21 protein-coding genes are annotated in these 16,758 nt (G+C 66.9%); 10 read left to right on the top strand and 11 right to left on the bottom strand.

The genetic code is table 11. The features are described 5' to 3' along the window. The first annotated feature begins 3 nt into the window (after window positions 1–3). Entirely contained in the window at window positions 4–618 is a 615-nt protein-coding gene (locus RIT73_RS05220) for an RsmD family RNA methyltransferase (RefSeq protein WP_309130998.1), read from the top strand. 134 nt (window positions 619–752) lie between these two features. Here RIT73_RS05220 and ehuA read toward each other — a convergent pair whose 3' ends face one another. Genes ehuA through ehuB form a run of 4 tightly spaced genes read right to left on the bottom strand, consistent with a single transcriptional unit; the run spans window position 753 to window position 3,910 of the window. Further along, a complete protein-coding gene (gene ehuA / locus RIT73_RS05215; protein ID WP_309130997.1) occupies window positions 753–1,532 on the bottom strand; it encodes an ectoine/hydroxyectoine ABC transporter ATP-binding protein EhuA in 780 nt (259 codons plus the stop codon). Beyond that, window positions 1,519–2,178 carry an ectoine/hydroxyectoine ABC transporter permease subunit EhuD gene (gene ehuD, locus RIT73_RS05210; RefSeq protein WP_309130996.1) on the bottom strand — a complete coding sequence of 220 codons (660 nt, stop codon included), beginning with the start codon at window positions 2,176–2,178 and terminating at the stop codon, window positions 1,519–1,521. Before ehuD ends, ehuA begins: the two co-directional genes overlap by 14 nt. Then, on the bottom strand, window positions 2,175–3,008 hold the full coding sequence (gene ehuC, locus RIT73_RS05205) for an ectoine/hydroxyectoine ABC transporter permease subunit EhuC (RefSeq protein WP_309130995.1): 834 nt from the start codon (window positions 3,006–3,008) through the stop codon (window positions 2,175–2,177). The genes ehuD and ehuC overlap by 4 nt, the downstream gene beginning before the upstream one ends. 20 nt (window positions 3,009–3,028) lie before the next feature. After that, window positions 3,029–3,910: an ectoine/hydroxyectoine ABC transporter substrate-binding protein EhuB gene (ehuB, locus tag RIT73_RS05200; protein ID WP_309130994.1), complete on the bottom strand. Its 882-nt coding sequence runs from the start codon at window positions 3,908–3,910 to the stop codon at window positions 3,029–3,031. Between the two features lie 153 nt (window positions 3,911–4,063). Between ehuB and coaD the strand changes: the two genes are divergently transcribed. From coaD to RIT73_RS05160, 8 genes are all read left to right on the top strand, one after another. Then, window positions 4,064–4,558 (top strand): pantetheine-phosphate adenylyltransferase, encoded by a 495-nt coding sequence (coaD, locus tag RIT73_RS05195; RefSeq protein ID WP_309130993.1) that lies wholly within the window; start codon window positions 4,064–4,066, stop codon window positions 4,556–4,558. Between the two features lie 3 nt (window positions 4,559–4,561). Next, the gene (locus tag RIT73_RS05190; RefSeq protein ID WP_309130992.1) at window positions 4,562–5,749 is read left to right on the top strand and encodes an MFS transporter; all 1,188 of its coding nucleotides are present in this window, start codon (window positions 4,562–4,564) and stop codon (window positions 5,747–5,749) included. A gap of 116 nt (window positions 5,750–5,865) precedes the next feature. Next, on the top strand, window positions 5,866–6,384 hold the full coding sequence (locus RIT73_RS05185) for a DUF177 domain-containing protein (protein ID WP_309130991.1): 519 nt from the start codon (window positions 5,866–5,868) through the stop codon (window positions 6,382–6,384). A gap of 2 nt (window positions 6,385–6,386) precedes the next feature. After that, window positions 6,387–6,590, top strand: a complete 204-nt coding sequence (gene rpmF, locus RIT73_RS05180) for a 50S ribosomal protein L32 (RefSeq protein ID WP_113902693.1) — start codon at window positions 6,387–6,389, stop codon at window positions 6,588–6,590. A 3-nt stretch (window positions 6,591–6,593) separates the two neighbouring features. Beyond that, window positions 6,594–7,298, top strand: a complete 705-nt coding sequence (gene rnc / locus RIT73_RS05175; RefSeq protein WP_309130990.1) for a ribonuclease III — start codon at window positions 6,594–6,596, stop codon at window positions 7,296–7,298. Window positions 7,299–7,337: 39 nt separating this feature from the next. Continuing rightward, on the top strand, window positions 7,338–8,288 hold the full coding sequence (gene mutM, locus RIT73_RS05170) for a bifunctional DNA-formamidopyrimidine glycosylase/DNA-(apurinic or apyrimidinic site) lyase (RefSeq protein WP_309130989.1): 951 nt from the start codon (window positions 7,338–7,340) through the stop codon (window positions 8,286–8,288). Between the two features lie 55 nt (window positions 8,289–8,343). Beyond that, complete coding sequence (locus tag RIT73_RS05165) at window positions 8,344–8,499, top strand: hypothetical protein (protein WP_309130988.1); 156 nt, start codon at window positions 8,344–8,346, stop codon at window positions 8,497–8,499. A 96-nt stretch (window positions 8,500–8,595) separates the two neighbouring features. Then, a complete protein-coding gene (locus RIT73_RS05160; RefSeq protein WP_309130987.1) occupies window positions 8,596–9,012 on the top strand; it encodes a hypothetical protein in 417 nt (138 codons plus the stop codon). A gap of 74 nt (window positions 9,013–9,086) precedes the next feature. On the opposite strand, the gene RIT73_RS05155 is transcribed toward RIT73_RS05160, so the two are convergent. The 7 genes from RIT73_RS05155 to RIT73_RS05125 all read right to left on the bottom strand — a co-directional run bounded on the left by RIT73_RS05155 (window position 9,087) and on the right by RIT73_RS05125 (window position 15,213). Then, window positions 9,087–9,857, bottom strand: a complete 771-nt coding sequence (locus RIT73_RS05155) for a glucose 1-dehydrogenase (protein WP_309130986.1) — start codon at window positions 9,855–9,857, stop codon at window positions 9,087–9,089. 47 nt (window positions 9,858–9,904) lie between these two features. Further along, window positions 9,905–10,927, bottom strand: a complete 1,023-nt coding sequence (locus RIT73_RS05150) for a zinc-dependent alcohol dehydrogenase family protein (protein WP_309130985.1) — start codon at window positions 10,925–10,927, stop codon at window positions 9,905–9,907. Window positions 10,928–11,024: 97 nt separating this feature from the next. After that, window positions 11,025–11,402 carry a cyclophilin-like fold protein gene (locus tag RIT73_RS05145; protein ID WP_309130984.1) on the bottom strand — a complete coding sequence of 126 codons (378 nt, stop codon included), beginning with the start codon at window positions 11,400–11,402 and terminating at the stop codon, window positions 11,025–11,027. A 36-nt stretch (window positions 11,403–11,438) separates the two neighbouring features. Then, window positions 11,439–12,359 carry a helix-turn-helix transcriptional regulator gene (locus RIT73_RS05140; protein WP_309130983.1) on the bottom strand — a complete coding sequence of 307 codons (921 nt, stop codon included), beginning with the start codon at window positions 12,357–12,359 and terminating at the stop codon, window positions 11,439–11,441. Window positions 12,360–12,525: 166 nt separating this feature from the next. After that, on the bottom strand, window positions 12,526–13,899 hold the full coding sequence (locus tag RIT73_RS05135; protein ID WP_309130982.1) for an MFS transporter: 1,374 nt from the start codon (window positions 13,897–13,899) through the stop codon (window positions 12,526–12,528). A 62-nt stretch (window positions 13,900–13,961) separates the two neighbouring features. After that, on the bottom strand, window positions 13,962–14,456 hold the full coding sequence (locus RIT73_RS05130) for a DUF6644 family protein (protein WP_309130981.1): 495 nt from the start codon (window positions 14,454–14,456) through the stop codon (window positions 13,962–13,964). Further along, window positions 14,449–15,213, bottom strand: a complete 765-nt coding sequence (locus RIT73_RS05125) for a hypothetical protein (RefSeq protein WP_309130980.1) — start codon at window positions 15,211–15,213, stop codon at window positions 14,449–14,451. The genes RIT73_RS05130 and RIT73_RS05125 overlap by 8 nt, the downstream gene beginning before the upstream one ends. A gap of 326 nt (window positions 15,214–15,539) precedes the next feature. Between RIT73_RS05125 and RIT73_RS05120 the strand changes: the two genes are divergently transcribed. Beyond that, complete coding sequence (locus tag RIT73_RS05120; protein WP_309130979.1) at window positions 15,540–16,658, top strand: alpha/beta hydrolase; 1,119 nt, start codon at window positions 15,540–15,542, stop codon at window positions 16,656–16,658. The last annotated feature ends 100 nt before the right edge of the window (window positions 16,659–16,758 follow it).

Raw genomic sequence — 16,758 nt, 5'->3', positions numbered from 1 at the left:
ACAATGAGGATCATCGCAGGAGCGCACAAAGGGTGCCGACTGGTCACGCCGGGCGGGGCGAACACTCGACCGACCTCGGACCGGGTCAAGGAGTCCCTGTTCTCGATGCTCGAGGGCTACGGCGTGGTGAGGGCCGCGAACGTGCTCGACCTCTTCGCCGGCTCCGGCGGGCTCGGGCTCGAGGCGATGTCGCGCGGCGCCGCCGAGTCCGACTTCGTCGATTCGGCTTCCGCATCGGCGCGAGCGATCGCTGCGAACGCGCAGAAGATGGGCATCGCACACTCGGTGCGCATCCACACCGTCGACGTGGTGACGTTCCTCGCCGGCCTGCGCGGTCGGGCGGGAGTGCCCGAGCGGACGGAAGGGCGCGGTCAGCCGGGGGCGCGCGATCGGGTGTTCGACCTCGTCTTCATGGATCCGCCCTACCCCCTGGGCGAGGATGCGGTGACGCAGATCCTCGGACTCCTCGCCGGGGTCATCGACAAGGAATCCATCATCGTGGTCGAACGCTCCACCCGCTCACCCGAGCCGACGATGCCCGCCGGGCTGGAGGTCTTCCGCTCGAAGACCTTCGGCGAAACCGCCGTCCACTTCGTCCAGCTCGAAGAGGCGTCCTGAGCCCGACCGGCAGCCGCCATCAGAGCTGACGACCGGGTTTTTCCGGTAGCAGATGGTCGGTTTCACCGCCGCAATTCGACCATTGCCTCCCTGGCAATCGACATCCCGGGCCGTGCGGATCAGTCCTCCTGAGGCTACTGGACGCTGGAGAGGAATGACCGGGTCCGGTCGTGCCGCGGTGAGGAGAAGATCTGGCTCGGGGGACCCTCCTCAAGGACCTGACCGCCGTCGAACATCATCACCCGGTCTGAGACCTCCCGGGCGAACTGCATCTCGTGGGTGACCAGCAGCATCGTGATGTCAGTCGTCTCCGCGATCGTCCGCAGCACGGAGAGGACGTCGCCGACGAGCTCCGGGTCCAGCGCCGAGGTCACCTCGTCGAGCAGGAGGATCTCGGGACTCATCGCCAGCGCGCGGGCGATCGCCACGCGCTGCTGCTGACCTCCAGAGAGCCGGGAGGGGTGCTCGTCCGCCTTCTCCGCCAGGCCGACCTTGGCGAGGAGTTCGCGCGCGTCCGACACCGCCTGGTCCTTCGACTTCTTCAGCACATGGATGGGCGCCTCGATGATGTTCTCGAGCACCGTCATGTTGGGGAAGAGGTTGAACTGCTGGAACACCATGCCGATGCGGGTCGTCATGGCACGGGTGGTCTTCGATGGCAGCTCGACCCGCTTCCCGTTCCTCTCCGTATGCGTCAGCGGCTGCCCGTCGATGAAGATGTATCCGCCGGTGAGTTCCTCCAGGGTCATGATCAGCCGCAGGATCGTCGTCTTCCCGGAACCGCTGGGACCGATGAGCGTGACGCGCTCGCCGGGACTGATCGTGAAGTTGAGGTTCTTGAGCACGGTGGTGGTCCCGAACCTCTTCTCGACGTCCTTGAACTCGATGGCAGGCGTGTTCTCAGTAGGTGGCAAGGCGCCGCTCCAATCTCTGGATGAGCAGGGATGTCGGGTAGCTGGCGGCCAGGAAGATGAGACCGGCCAGGGTGAAGGCCTCCGTGTACGCGAACTTAGCGGCACCGAACTGCTGGGCCGTGGTGACGAGCTCGATCACGGAGATGGCGAACAGGAACGGGGTGTCCTTGAACATCGCCACCGCGTAGTTGCCCAGCGACGGAATCGTCGCCCGCAGAGCTTGCGGGAGGATGACGTCCCGGAAGGTGCGCACGGGCGGCAGCGACAGGGCGATGGCCGCCTCCCGCTGGCCCTGCGGCACCGCGTCGATGCCGGCCCGGTAGCTCTCCGACATGTAGGTGGCGTAGTGGACGCCGATGACGATGATGCCGATGACCAGTGCCGGCACATCGACGAGCCCGGGGATGCCCGCGAACAGGTAGTAGATGAACAGCAGCTGGACGACCAGGGGAGTGTTGCGGATGAACGCCTGCAGCAGCCTCACGATCCAGTTCACCGACCGGGGCAGCCCGCGGATGGCGACGGCGATGACCAGACCGAGGATGGCGGCGATGACCGTGCCGGCGACGGTGGCGATCAGGGTGTTGCCGAAGCCGCGCAGCAGCAGCGGAAGAGCCTCGGCGGCGAATTCCCAGTTCCAGATCATGGGCTCACCCCGCGGCCGGCACCATGTGGCCCACCGGTCGGACCGCCCGAGCTGCCCGGCCCGCCGGCGCCGTTCGGATCGGTTCCGGCGGTCTCGGCGTCATGCCGCCCGCCTTCGCCGCGGGCGAGCCTGCGCGCCAGACGTCTCTCGGTGCGCGAGTTCGGCCGGGTGCGGCCCAGACGCGCGGTGGCCCGGCGTTCGAGGAGGTTCATCGACTCCTGGAGGATCCAGGCGATGACGAAGTAGATGATCAGACCCACCGTGAAGGAGAAGAAAGTGTCGTTGGTCGACATGCGCAGCTGATTGATCTTGTCGGTGAGGTCCTGGAGGGTGATGAAGGAGACGACCGCTGTTCCCTTGAGGAGCTGGATGAGCAGAGTCGCCAACGACGGGATCATCAGCGCCCACGCCTGAGGGAAGATGATGCGGATCATCCTCCGGGCCGGGGACAGGCTGAGGGCGATCGCGGCCTCCCACTGCCCGCGGGCGACGGTGAGGATGGAGGAGCGGACCACCTCGGCGGAATAGGCCCCGTAGTTGAGCGCCAGCGCACCGATTCCGCATGACATCGGATCGAGCTCCACTCCGAGCAGCGGTAGGACGTAGAAGAGCCAGAACAGCTGCACGAGCAGCGAGGTGCCGCGGAAGAACTCGACGATGATCCGGGCAGGGATCCGCAGCCAGGCGTGGTTCGACGTCATCGACAGCCCGAGCACGAGGGCGATGATCATCGCGCCGAGCGCACCGGCGAGGGTGAGGATGAGCGTGACCTGGATTCCCTCCCACAGCTGCGGGAGGAAATCCAGGACCGATGTGAGATTCTCGGTCATGGTCTGTGCTCGGCGCCGGACTACGACTGCGCCCCAGGCAGGTCTCCTGCACAAAGCTGCTCGGTGGTGATCGACCCGTCGGGACGCTCTTCGGCGGTGAAGCCGAAGTCTCCGACGATCTTGAGATACTCCTCCTCGCTGGACACGAGCTTGTCGAGCTCGGCGTTCCACGCGTCCACGAGCTCCTTGTCGTCGCTGCGGAAGACGGTGGCGCCGGCACCGACCTGCGGCACTCCGTCGATCTCCTGGACGAAGGACTCGGTGACCTCGACATCGGCGTCCGGATTGTTCTTCGCCATCCAGTTGAGCGAGATGCCGGTCAGGGCGAAGGCATCCGCGCGACCCGTGGTGACGGCGTCCATGCCGTCCTGCGGGGTGCCGACCTGCTGGGCTTCGATGCCCAGCGACTTCGCGTAGTCGGATTCGATGGCGCCGGTCATGGTGGCGAGCTTGAGGCCCTTCGCCTTCACGTCGTCGAGGCTCTTCAGCCCCTCGCCCTTCCCCTTCTTGGTCATCAGGGCGGTCGTGTACATGAACTCCGGATTCCCGAAGGACGCCTGCTCGCACCGCTCGGGCAGGATCGACATGCCCGCGGAGATGACATCGAAGCGTTCGGCGTTGAGACCAGGAATGAGGGAGCCGAACTCCGTGTTGACCCCGTCGACCTCCTTGACGTCGAGGCGCGTGAAGATCTCCTTCGCCAAGGCGACGGAAGCACCTGTCAGCTCTCCCTTCTCCTCGAAGCTGTAGGGTGCCTCGCCGGCGAAGCCGACAGTGACCTTGCCTTCGTCGATGGCCTTCTGGAGCGTGCTCTTATCGGAGTCGCTGCCGCCGCAGGCACCCAGGGTGAAGGTGAGGGCGAGGGCCGAAGTCGCCGCGGCGAGCCTCTTCGTGGCTTTCATTGCTTTCCCTTTCGGTTGGGCATCGGCACGTATGTGTGACGCACCTCTCATCCAACACTGGAGGGTCACAGTCCTCGCAAGCCGCATTGTCCGACATCGTTATCCAATCGTGTCCGTGGAATTCTGGTCGCGGACGGGGGATACGATGAAGCCATGAAGGTCGTCTGCCCCGGTTCCTATGACCCGATCACCATGGGTCATCTCGACGTCATCGCCCGCAGCGCGCGGCTGTTCACCGAGGTGGTCGTGGCCGTCGTCCACAACCCCGCGAAGTCGGGGCGCTTCGCCCCGGAGCAGCGCGCCGAGCTCATCGAGGCGAGCCTGGCCGCGGATGAGCGCACTCGCGAGGCCGACAACATCTCGATCGACACCGTCGCCGGGGGACTCCTCGTCGACTACTGCGCGCACGTGGGGGCTCCGGCCGTGGTCAAGGGTCTGCGCTCGGGCACCGACTTCGCCTACGAACTGCCGATGGCGCTGATGAACAAACACCTGAGCAGCCTGGAGACCATCTTCGTCCCCGGCAGTCCCGAGTTCGAACACGTCTCCTCCTCCCTGGTCAAAGAAGTCCACGCCGGGGGAGGGGACATCAGCGGGCTCGTGCCCGACGTCGTCCTCGCAGCCCTCGGGGCGCCGGGTGCCGCGTAGTCGATGAGCGCAGCCCTCCCGCAGTCCCGGCACTGGTTCGCCGGTCTCGTCACCCACACCGTTCTCGCCCATGCGACCTACAACGGGGCCCGCGTCCTCATCTCCTACCGCACTCTGGAGCTCGGCGGCTCGGGGCTCGTCCTCGGTCTGCTCACCGCGTGCTACTCCCTCGTGCCGCTGCTGACCGCGCTCTTCGTCGGACGCCTCGTCGACCGCGGCTATGCCACCGCGGTGCTGTGGACCGGCACGGCCCTGTCCATCGCCCCGGTCGCCCTCGCCGCCGTCGCCGGCAACCTCGGCGTGCTCCTCATCGCCACGATGAGTCTGGGCCTGGGACAGCTGCTGACCACGGTCGCCTCCCAGGCGCTGATCCCGCAGAGCTATCCGCCCTCACGGCTGACGGCGAAGTTCGGCCACCTCACCCTCGGCGTCTCGATCGGACAGACGATCGGCCTGCCCATCGCCGGGCTCGTCGCCGACGCCACGGCCGGAGCCCCGCAGATCTCGACGGCGCTGTGGTTCATGACCGGGATCTCGTCGCTGACCCTCCTTGCCTGCCTCGTGATCATGCTGCGCGGGCGGACCCCGCACGTCTCCCGCGCCGAGGCGGCCAAGGGCGTCCGCACGCCCTGGTCCCTGCTCTCGATGCGGGGGATGAAGCCTGCGATCCTCGCCTCGATGACCACGCTCGCCGCCGTCGACCTGCTGACCGCCTACCTGCCGCTCATCGGCGAGCAGAACGGTCTGTCGGTGACCACCGTGACCTGGCTGCTGACCCTGCGGACCCTGGCCTCCGTGGTCTCGCGCCTGTTCATCGGAGTCCTCACGCGTCACTGGCACAATCTGTCGCTGCTGTGGACCGCCTCGGTGGTGGCGGGGATCTGCGTCATCGCGATCCCGTTCCTCATCGAACCGTGGGCCCTGGCGATCCTGCTGCTGGTCGCGGGGTTCTGCTTCGGGCTGACCCAGCCGCTGACGATGACGTGGGTCTCGACCCTGTCGGACCCCGCGAACCGGGCCGCGGTGCTCTCCATCCGCCTGGCCGGCAATCGGCTCAGCCAGGTGGCGATCCCCTCGGCGGCGTCGCTGCTCACCCTCGTCGCCGGATCGGGCATCGTGTTCACGATCTCCGGGGCCCTGCTCGTCCTCGCCGGTTCGGTGACGTGGCGCCACCGATATGAAAGATGGTGATGAGGAGCACACTCGACCACCTCGGCGGCAGTTGGTATTGACCGGTCTTCATGACTAGAATGGTGAGTCGCGTGTGAAGCTGGAGCAGCTTCCTATTTCACGTGAGGAGGACGAGCATGAAGAAGCGATCAGAGTTCGTTTACGATCTCAGGTCCATGGGATTGCTCGGTCGACCAGGTGAATGGGAGAGGGTCAACACGACCCTGCCTGCTCCCGCGGATCTGAAGATCGAAGTGATCGGGGTCGCCGAAGGCTCCCCACTGGCGCTCGAGCTGATGTTCGAGAGTGTGTCGGAGGGGATCTACGTGTCGGGCAGTGTCTCGGCTGTGGCCCGCGGCGAAGATGTGCGGACGCTCGACGAAATCGAGCTGCCTATAGATGTCGACATCAATGAGATGTACGTCTATGAGCAGGCCGATGGCGACGAGGACTCCTATGTCATCGACCGTGATCAGCTCGACCTCGAGCCCGCGATCAGAGATGCTGTGGTGATGGCTCTTCCGTTCAGTCCGGTTGCGGACGACAGCGAGGAGTTCAGCTTCACTCTGGGTGAAGACCCGGACGATGAGGTCGGCGAGGAAGAATCGCCGTTCGCAGCACTGAAGGACCTATTGGATGAGAAGAAAGAGAGCTAGACGTGGCTGTTCCCAAGCGTAAGATGTCGCGCAGCAACACCCGCCACCGTCGTTCGCAGTGGAAGGCGCAGGCGCCCAACCTGGTCAAGACTGTGGAGAACGGTCGCGTTGTGTACTCGCGCCCTCACCAGGCCAAAGTTGTCGAAGACTCAGCCGGCACCCCGCTGTACCTCGAGTACAAGGGACGCAAGGTCGCTGACGTCTGAGCTGTGGAGACTGATACCACAGCAGCCTTGACGAAGAGTCTCGGGATCGATATCGATCCCGAGACTCTTCGTCTTGCCCTGACTCACCGCTCCTTCGCCTTCGAGGCCGGAGGCATCCCCACCAACGAGCGCCTCGAGTTCCTCGGCGACTCCGTACTGGGGCTCGTCGCGACCGAATCGCTCTACTACGACAATCCCGACCTGCCCGAGGGACAGCTGGCGAAGATGCGCTCCGCCGTCGTCAACACCCGGGCGCTGGCGTCGATCGCCCGTCGTCACGACATCGGCCGGCACATCCTGCTCGGTCGGGGCGAGGAGCTCACCGGAGGCCGCGACAAGGACTCGATCCTCGCCGACACCGTCGAAGCCCTCATCGGCGCCACCTACGTCTCCTCCGGACGCGAAGCGGCGTTCGCCTTCGTCCACCGTCTCATCGACGACATGCTCATCGACGCCGTCCGCCTCGGCGCGGGGATGGACTACAAGACGACGCTGCAGGAAGCGGCCGCGGACCTGGGACTCGGCGCTGTCAGCTACGAGATCACGTCGTCGGGTCCCGACCATGCCATGGTCTTCACCGCGACCGCCCTGCTCGGTGAAAATGGCTGGGGCACCGGCGATGGCTCCTCGAAGAAGGCCGCCGAGGCGGCAGCCGCGGAAGTCGCCGTCAAGGCGATCCGCATGCTCTACCCCGACTACCGGCGCTGAGGCCGCGGGTGGCGAGCCCGACTCACCCGGAGGTCTGCGATGCCTGAACTGCCCGAGGTCGAAAGCGTCCGCCGCGGCGTCCACGAATGGACCGCGGGTGCGACCATCACCCGCGCCGAGGTGATCGACCCGCGGATCCTGGGCACCACCTCCCAGCGGCGCATCGCTGTCGGTGCGGAGGAGACCTTCAGCCGGAGTCTTGCCGGATTGCGCATCGTCTCCGCCGAACGGCGGGGCAAGTTCATGTGGCTGACGTTGGGGGAGAGCGATCCGGCGCTGAGCCTGCTCGTACATCTGGGCATGAGCGGGCAGTTTCGCGTGCAGACCGCTGCCGATGAGATGCACAAGCACACTCGGGCGATCTTTCACCTCGAACGCGAGCTCGGCTCGGATTTCACCGGAAGCGGCTCGGCGGGCGTCGGAGATGCGGGCAGAGGCCCCGAGCGCTTCGAGATGCGCTTCGTCGACCAACGGATCTTTGGTCACCTCGGCGTGCAGCCTCTGGCCTGGTCGCACGGGCGTTTCGTGCCTGCCAGCACTACCCATATCGCCGCCGATCCATTGGAACCGGCTTTCGACTTCGAGGCCGTCGTCGATCGTCTGACCGCCAAGAACACCGCCCTCAAGTCTGCGCTGCTCGATCAGAGCCTCGTCAGCGGAATCGGCAATATCTATGCCGATGAGGCCCTGTTCCGGGCAGGCGTCCACCCCCTGGCGAACCCGTCCCGGACCAGACGGTCACGGCTCGCCTCGGTGCTGGAATCGGCGATCCTCGTCATGCACGATGCCCTGCAGGTGGGTGGGACGAGCTTCGACTCCCTCTACGTCAATGTCAATGGTGAATCCGGGTACTTCGACAGGGCGCTGCTCGCTTACGGACGGGGCGGTCAGGAGTGTGTGCGTTGCAGCACCGAGATCGTCAGGATTACGGTCGGCGGTCGAGGCACCCACTTCTGCCCGAACTGCCAGAAGTCGCCGAGATATCGATGACGGTGTCAACGGCCATCGGGGTCCCTCCTCCACCTCGGCGGACCGTACTCGAGGTATGGATATCGTCATCAGACCGGCCACCGAGTTCGATGATGTCGCCGTGCTGGTGGGCCAGAAGAAGCCGACGTCGAACGTGTGCTTCTGGAGGCACGGAACGACGGATCGTCTTCTGGCGCGATCGGCGCATGCAGTGCGGCGGCTGCGGGCATGAGTTCGTCGTCGACCTGGACTGGTTCGACCGCTGGGAGCAGAGCGGGAGAAGTGCGCCGACTGCGACCTGACCTGCGAGCAAGGGGCTGCGCCCCGGGTGACTGTGGATCCCGACGACTCCGCGCTCGACGACGACCGGGTCGCTCAGTTCTGCTGGTTCCATACAAGCACGCAGCAGGACTGGCCGACGTGGGATTTCGACCCGGCAGCGGACCTCACGTGTGAGACCCGCATGATGATGGGTCGCGATGAGTGGGTCGCCGGGTGGGTCGACCGGCAGCGGGCGAAGGCGCTCCACGTCGGCACGTACGAGCGCGCGGTTGACGACAGGCCGAGGCGGATGCGCGACCAGGCCGACCGCGGCAACCAGTTCTGCCTGTACCGAGTTCATCTCGAACCGACGGTCGTGGTGCGGGAGGACTGGCTCGTCGATCTCAGCGACTTTGTCGGCGACGTCGTGTTCGACGAGGTCTGCCCTGCAAGCGTCGACGTCTCCCGCTGCCTCAACTACTAGGAGGACCCCGCCGGGCATTCTGGCGCTGGGGCGGGATGCAGTCGTCGATGCGGAGTTCGATCGGACGCGGGGTTCTAGCTGATGCCGACGGTCTGGCCGCCGTCGACGACCAGCGCGTGGCCGATGGTGAACCCGCCGAGGTCGGAGCACATCCACAGCACTGCGGAGGCGATCTCCTCGGGCGTGCCCATGCGGCCGATCGGCTCCTGGGCGATGACACGGGCGCGGCCCTCGGGGGTGCCGCCGGAGAACCGGCTCATCATGGGGGTCTCGACGATGCCGGGGCAGATGGCGTTGATCTGGATGCCCTGGTCGGCGTAGTCGAGCGCCGCGCACTTGGTCAGGCCGAGGATGCCGTGCTTGGCCGCGGCGTAGGCGGCCTGGCCCTTGATGCCGATGACGCCGGCCCCGGAGGAGATGTTGACGATCGAGCCGCCGGACTCGCCCATCGCGAGGATCTCGTACTTCATGGCGACGAACACGCCGCGCAGGTCGACCGCGATGAGACCGTCGAACTCCTCGTCGCTCGTCTCGGCCAGCGGCTTGGGAGGCTGCTCGATGCCGGCGTTGTTGACGCCGATGCTGATCGGGCCGAGCGTCTGGACGGCCGAGGCCACAGCGTCTGCGACGTTCTTGCTGTCGGTGACGTCGCAGATGGCGACGTGCGCCCTCCGCCCTTGGGCCTCGACGAGTTTCGCGGTCTCGCGCAGCGGTGCTTCCTCGGTGCCGGTGACCGTGACATCGGCACCGGCCGCGGCGAAGGCCTCCGCGGTCGCACGCCCGATTCCGCTGCCGGCTCCGGTGATGAACACGGTCTTGCCGGTGAAGTCGAAAGTGGTCGGCATGTTGCTTCTCCTGTGTCGTCGTGGTGGTGATTCCTGCGCCCGTTCGATCACAGAGTGAGCAGGACCTTGGTGGCGCGGCGCTCGTCCATCGCCGTATACCCCTCGGCCGCTTGCTCGATGGGCAGTTCGAGGTCGAAGACGACGCCAGGGTCGATCTGGTCGGTCATGATGAGGTCGACCAGCTCGGGCAGGAACCTGCGCACGGGCGCGGGTCCGCCGAGCAGGCTGACGGTGGAGAAGAACAGGTCGAGACCGTCCAGTTCGACGCCGTGGGAGACGCCGACGTAGCCGACGTGCCCGCCGGGACGGGTGGCGTGAATAGCCTGCATCATCGATTCCTGGGTGCCGACGGCCTCCACGGTGGAGTGAGCGCCATATCCGTTCGTGAGCTCTTTGATCCTGGCCACGCCCTCGTCGCCGCGCTCCTCGACGATGTCGGTCGCTCCGAACTTCTTCGCCATCGCCTGCCGGTCCGCGTGTCGGGACATGGCGATGATCCGCTGCGCGCCGAGGCGCTTGGCAGCGAGGATCGCGAGCAGCCCGACGGCTCCGTCGCCGACGACGGCGACTGTCTTGCCGGGGCCGGCCTCGGCCGCGACGGCGGCGAACCAGCCGGTGCCGAGCACGTCGGAGGCGGCGAGCAGGCTCTTGGTCTGGGCCTCTGTAGGCTCGCCGTCGACCTTGACGAGGGTGCCGTCGGCCAGGGGGATGCGGGCGTAGTCGGCTTGGGTCCCGACCGAGCCCATCATGACTTGGTGGACGCAGCGGGACTGGAACCCTGCCTGGCAGATCTCGCAGGTGTTGTCGGAGGCGACGAAGGAACCGACGACGAAGTCGCCGACCTTGATGTCTTTCACGTCATTGCCGACCTCCTCGACGACGCCGATGTACTCGTGGCCCATCGGGGTCGGCTGGTTGACCTCTTCGATGCCACGGTACGGCCAGAGATCGGAGCCGCAGATGCAGGCGGCGGTGACGCGGATGACCGCGTCGGTGGGCTCGACGATCGTGGCCTTCTCGACCTCGTCGGTGCGGACGTCTCCGGGGGCGTGCATGACGACTGCGCGCATAGTCGTTCTCCTCATGGTCCTTGATACGGCTGCTGCTCTTCAACCAGACCATGCTCGGCCTCGTGGTGGGAGTCTCTGTCAGGGCCTCCCACCCGGGTCAGGGGCTCGTCCCCGTCGTCGCCTGCTCGGCCACGGCGATCGTGATCCGCGCGCCGTCGGGCAGGGCACGAAGCCGGACGAGCGGGTGGCTGAATCGGCCGATGCGGACGAGTCCGGGCCACCGGCCTGGGCTGGCGTGGTACAGCACCAGCGACGAGCCCGGCGCGTAGTAGCCGATCTCGCGCGGCCGCGGCGCGTCGGCGCGCGGGACGCCGCTCACGTCGAGGGCGCGGGGGAGCCGCGGCAGCTTCTCCTGGTCGTGGAAGTCGTCGAAGGCTGCCTTGAGGGGCAGCAGCTCGGCGACCTGGTCGGCGACCGGGTTGTCGTAGAGCTCACCGGCGACCAGGTCGTCGCCGAGGTGCAAGGTGATCTTCATGCGTCCGGAGGCTCCTTTCTCGGAAGCGGGTGGGCGTCAGTCGCGCCACTTGGACGGCTCTGCGTCGACGGCCGCATGTGACTGTTCGCGGGCGGTTGCGGCATCGCGATCCTCGCTGGCTGCCCAGGAGGCGAGCAGCCGCATGCGCTCTGCAGAGTCCGATCCCGGCTCGGCGCAGTAGATGGTGAGGGTCAGGCCGTGCTCGGCCTCCATCTCCATGCCCTCGTAGGCCAGGGTCATTTCTCCGACGACCGAGTGGTGGAAGGTCTTGAACCCGGTGCCGTGGTGGCGCACGTCGTGCGCGCCCCACAGTCGGCGGAACTCCACGCTTCGGGTGGAGAGCTCCCCGATCAGGTCGTGCAGTTCCTTGTTGTGCGGGTCGCGGCCCGCCTCAGTCCGCAGGATCGACACCGTGATCTCGGCGAAGGAATCCCAGTCCGGGTAGAAGTCGTACGCGCGCTCGTCCAGGAAGGTGAAACGGGCGATGTTCGGAGGCTGGCCGGGCATGTCGTAGGCCTCCTTGTAGAACGCCCGGCCCAGCGCGTTCGCCGCCAGCAGGTCCATCCGTCCGTTGCGCACGAACGCCGGGCCCGCGGTGACCGCGTCCAGCGTCCACTGCAGGCTCGGGTGCGGCGTCCAGCACTTCGAATTGCGCCTCCGCGGCTGACGGGCGACCGGGCTGGCGGCCTGGGCCAGGTTGAACAGGTGCGCTCGCTCGGCGTCGTCCAGCAGCAGCGCCTTCGCGATCGCGTGCAGCACCTCCGGGGACGCGCCCCGGATCGCGCCGCGCTCCAGCTTGGTGTAGTACTCCACGCTGACCCCGGCCAGGGTCGCGACCTCGCTGCGCCGCAGGCCCGCCACGCGGCGGTTCGTGCCAGCGGGCAGGCCGACGTCCTTCGGCTCCACTCTCCCGCGGCGGGAGATCAGGAACTCGCGCACTTCCGCCTTGTTGTCCATGCATTAAACGGTAGACCGGACGCGGCGTCCAAGGGAGTCACTCGCGGTACCCCCATCACTTAGGGCGGCGTCCACAGGACCGACCGCTGTAGGTCGCTGGAGACGAGAGAACGCCCCGCCTCGCCTCTCGCGAGTCCGGGGCGTCCCTTCGTTCCGGCCGGAGCGGTCAGGCCTCGACCACGATGGGCTCGCCGTCCGGCCGAGTGTCCTTCAGGATCCGGCGCTCGGCGCGGCGGTCCTTGACGACCAGGGCGCTGAGCGGGAGGAAGTACAGCGCCGCGATGGCCGCTCCGACGACGACCGGTCCAGTCGCTCCGAGCGCGGACTCGAGGGCGAACCCGGCGACCCAGGAGCCGACGGCGGTGCCCACGTTGAACGCGGAGGTGGCGAGGGCGGAGGCCAGCGTGGGCGCTTCGTCGGCGTACCCGACGGCCTTGCCGATGAGGATCGGATTGGTGGCCATGCCGAACAGGCCCAGCAGGAACACCAGGGCCACAGTGGCGAACACCGAGTGGGAGAAGAGGGCGAGGCCGACGAGGACCAAGAGCGTCACGGCGGCGGCGGTGAACAGCACGCCGTAGGGACGGTGGGTGCCCAGCGCGCCGCCGAGGTTGGAGCCGATCAGCGCGCCGAGGCCGTAGGCCAGCAGCACAAGCGGGACGGTCGAGGCGGCCATGCCGGTGTTCTCGGTCAGCAGCGGGGAGATGAAGCTGTAGGCGGCCAGCGACGAGCCGCAGACGATGGCCGCGCCGCCGAGGACGAGCCAGATGCGCAGGTCGCGCAGGCCGGCGATCTCGGCGTGGACCGAGGGGACCGGGCCTTCCGCCGGGTCGACGGGAACCTGCTTGAGGATCGGGAGCACGGCGATCAGAGCGAGGAGGGCAAGGGCCCAGAACGGGCCGCGCCACCCGATCGCCTGCCCGGCGAATGCGCCCAGCGGCACGCCGATGACGTTGGCGAGCATCCCGCCGCCGAGCACGATGCCGAGCGCCTTCGAGCTGAGCCGCGGGCCCACGGCCTTCGCGGCGACGACGGCGGAGACGGCCCAGAACGCGCCGGTGGCCAGTGCGGTCACGAAGCGCATGCCGAGGATGAGCGGAAAGCTGGAGGTGAGGGCGACGACGACGTGGCCGATCGCGAACACGACCAGGGCGAGGGAGAGCGCGAGGCGGCGCTGGAGCTTGAGCGTGGCGATCGCCATCAGCGGCGTGCCGATGATCATGCCGATCGCGAAGACGGTGATCATCAGGCCGGCGTCGGCGACGCCGACGCCGAGGTCGGTCGCGATCTCGGGGAGGATGCCCGCGACGATGAACTCGGTGGTGCCCATCAGGAACACCCCGATGGCGAGGACGTAGATCAACAGCGGCAGCCGGGCGGTTCCGGCGGCGGCTCTTGCGGCTGCTTGGGGCATGACGGGGCGGGATCCTTCGGACGGGTAACGGGATGCGGGGGCAGACTCGGCGTCGATGTCTCGGTCGGAGCGGACGCCGCGGCGATGCCCACGATCCATGCGACCACGCCTCGTGATCTCGGTCATGTCGGGTTCTCCTTACAGGGGTGAGTGTCGATGATGAAGCGGGAGCCGCCGGTCGCGGACCTTCAGACGTAGGCCAGGAACCGTCCTGCGAAGATCACACCCGTCCACGTCATCATGGAGACGACCGCCGAGACGCGGGCCGCAATCGACGTGGCATCGGTGTCCGCCCACTGGAAGACTCTCCGGTAGACACCGCGGTGGAATACGAGGGCGTTGAGCCCGGCCAGGAGCAGGAGGCCGAGCTTCCACGGGGCAGCGCCGGAGCCGGCGACACCGACGGCCTGCGAACTGAGCAGCAGCACGCCGGTGACGACGGCGATGCCCAGTCCGAAGTGAGAAACGGGAAGGAGATAGCGTGCGGCCTCCGTGACAGGCACCAGATTGTGCCCGATGCCCAGCAGCCGGAGGTCGAACGCGAAGGCCGGACCGACGAGCACGGCGATCCCGAGGATGTGGAGGCTCTCGAGCGTCGGATACATGAAGGGAGTGGAACGCACGGCCTCGCCAAGCGGCGATTCCTGCAGCAGATGCAGAACCTGTTCGAGCCAGTCAGGCATCAGAGTTCCGCTCAAGATGACGGGTGCGGCGGCGCACATAGACGATTCCGCCCGCAAGGACCACGAGGACAACAGCACCGAATACCGCCCAGACGGTCCACGGCTGGGAGCCGCCGTCTGTTGCGGTCCCGGCCTCCTCTGCCGGAGCGGTCATCTCCATGGGATCGTCCGCTTCAGACGGATCACCTGCAGGTTCATTGCCGGCTTCCGCATCGCCCGGCAAAGGTGCCCTGATCGGGAGCGAGTTGCCGATCACCTGGTTGACGGGCGCATTGTCGTCTCCGTACCAGAATGCGACCGGCCGGAAGAGGCCATCATCGGTGCTGTTGATGTATCCGACGCCGTGGAAGCGTTCTCCGACCTCCAGCGAGCGGTCCAGACCATTGCTGCTCGACCACCACGGCGGAGCGATGACGATCTCGAGGTCGTCATGACGGCCGCCATAGGCGAGAGCGGCCTCGACTCGGACGCGGTCCTCAGGGCCCGAGAGCTCTTCGGGGATCGTCAGTTCTGGCGTGTCGGCGGGGAGCTCGGCATCCAGGGTCACGTCGAAGTGCGAATGCGGGTCGCCCCAGCTTCCCTCGGAGGAGACGGTGCCGGCGATGTAGACGAGCTCGTTGGTCTCGAAGCCGTCCCAGCCGTGATGCGCGGCGGCCGGCGATGCCGGGAGCAGCGCGGTCGCTGCCACGGCGAGGAGCGCCGCCGTGGCCACGAGGCTGCGCCACAGTGGTTGGACGGTACGCGTGGAGGTGGTCATTGTCATCGGTCCTCTCTGATGGGGCGACGCGACTTTCGTCTGCTGAGCCTGGGATCGGGATTCAGCATTCTGCGGGCGACATGACGCCGGTCTGCTCTGTCTCCACCCACTCCACCACCGCAGGCAGACGCGTGGGAGTCCCGGCCGGGGCAGGTACCGAAAGGGACTCCCACGCCGGCCACGCCGTGCATAGCGTTGGCCGTACGAGCGAGACGACGCTGCCGCCCGGGAGTGACGGCGTCACCGCCGAAAGTGAACGCAACAGTTAGGAAACCGTGGACATGGAATCGACCAACATTGAGAACGGCACCTCGCAGCCTCACACGATGGAACGACGCAGAGTGCTGAAGGCCGTGGGGGCGGGGACGGCCCTCGGCGTCATTGGTGCGACCAGCGCGCTGACCGCCTCGCCGGTGTCGGCGGCTCCCGACGGCGGTTCGCCGGCGGCCACGGGGCGAGGAGGCTACACCTTCGAGCTGAGCGACCGGGTGCGGCGCACCCCGGTGCGCTACCGGAACCGCTTCGGCATCGAGATCGTCGGCGACCTGTACGTTCCGAAGGACGCGTCCGGCAAGCTTCCTGCACTGGCGGTGAGCGGCCCGTTCGGTGCGGTGAAGGAACAGTCATCCGGCCTGTACGCCAATGAGCTCGCCAGCCGCGGGTTCGTCGCACTCGCTTTCGACCCCTCATTCACCGGCCAGAGCGGCGGAGATGTCCGCGACGTCGCGTCCCCCGATATCTTCACCGAGGACTTCAGTGCGACCGTGGACTTCCTCGGGCTGCAGCGCCGAGTCGATCGTGAGCGAATCGGCCTACAGGCCATCTGTGGGTTGAGCGGCATGGCGATCACCGCAGCGACTTCCGACAGCCGGATCAAGGCCGTCGCCACTACGTCGATGTACGACATGTCGCGCAGCATCTCCCGCGGCCACCAGGACTACTACACTCCTGAGCAGCAGCGCGCCGTCGCGGACTACTACAGTCGGCAGCGGTGGGTCGACGCTGAGAACGGCACTCCCGCCCGTGGATTGCATGAAGTGCCCTTCGACGAGCACGGCAACATCGTCACCGGCGACAGAGTGCTGCCGGAGACGCTTCCCGAGGACGCCGATCCGGTCACTGCGAGCTTCTTCGACTATTACCGCACTGACCGGGGTTATCACAAGCGGTCTATCAACTCCAACACCGCCTGGACTGCGACGACACCTGCATCGTTCTTCGGCTTCCCGCTCATGGCCCACCTCGACCGGCTCTCGTGCCCGGTCCTGCTCGCGGCCGGAGCGAACGCTCACTCCCGCTATTACTCCGAGGACGTCCACAAGGACTCACCGACGGACACCGAGCTCGTGATCGTTCCCGAGGCCGACCACGTCGACCTCTATGACCGCAAGGGCCGGATCCCGTTTGATCGTATCGAGACGTTCTTCTTCGAGAACCTGAAGTGACGCGCGAGGTCGACCAGGTCGTCGATCGACCCGTGGTCCTCCCTGGAAGAAGAAAATCAGCCCGCGCCTTTGCGGCCACGGGCTGATCGTGATGGCACGA

The organism is Brevibacterium sp. (genome assembly GCF_031179145.1).
In the GTDB taxonomy this organism is placed as follows: Bacteria; Actinomycetota; Actinomycetes; order Actinomycetales; family Brevibacteriaceae; genus Brevibacterium.
The sequence above is the reverse complement of the archived record's forward strand: the minus strand, read 5'-3'. Positions and strand labels throughout refer to the sequence as shown.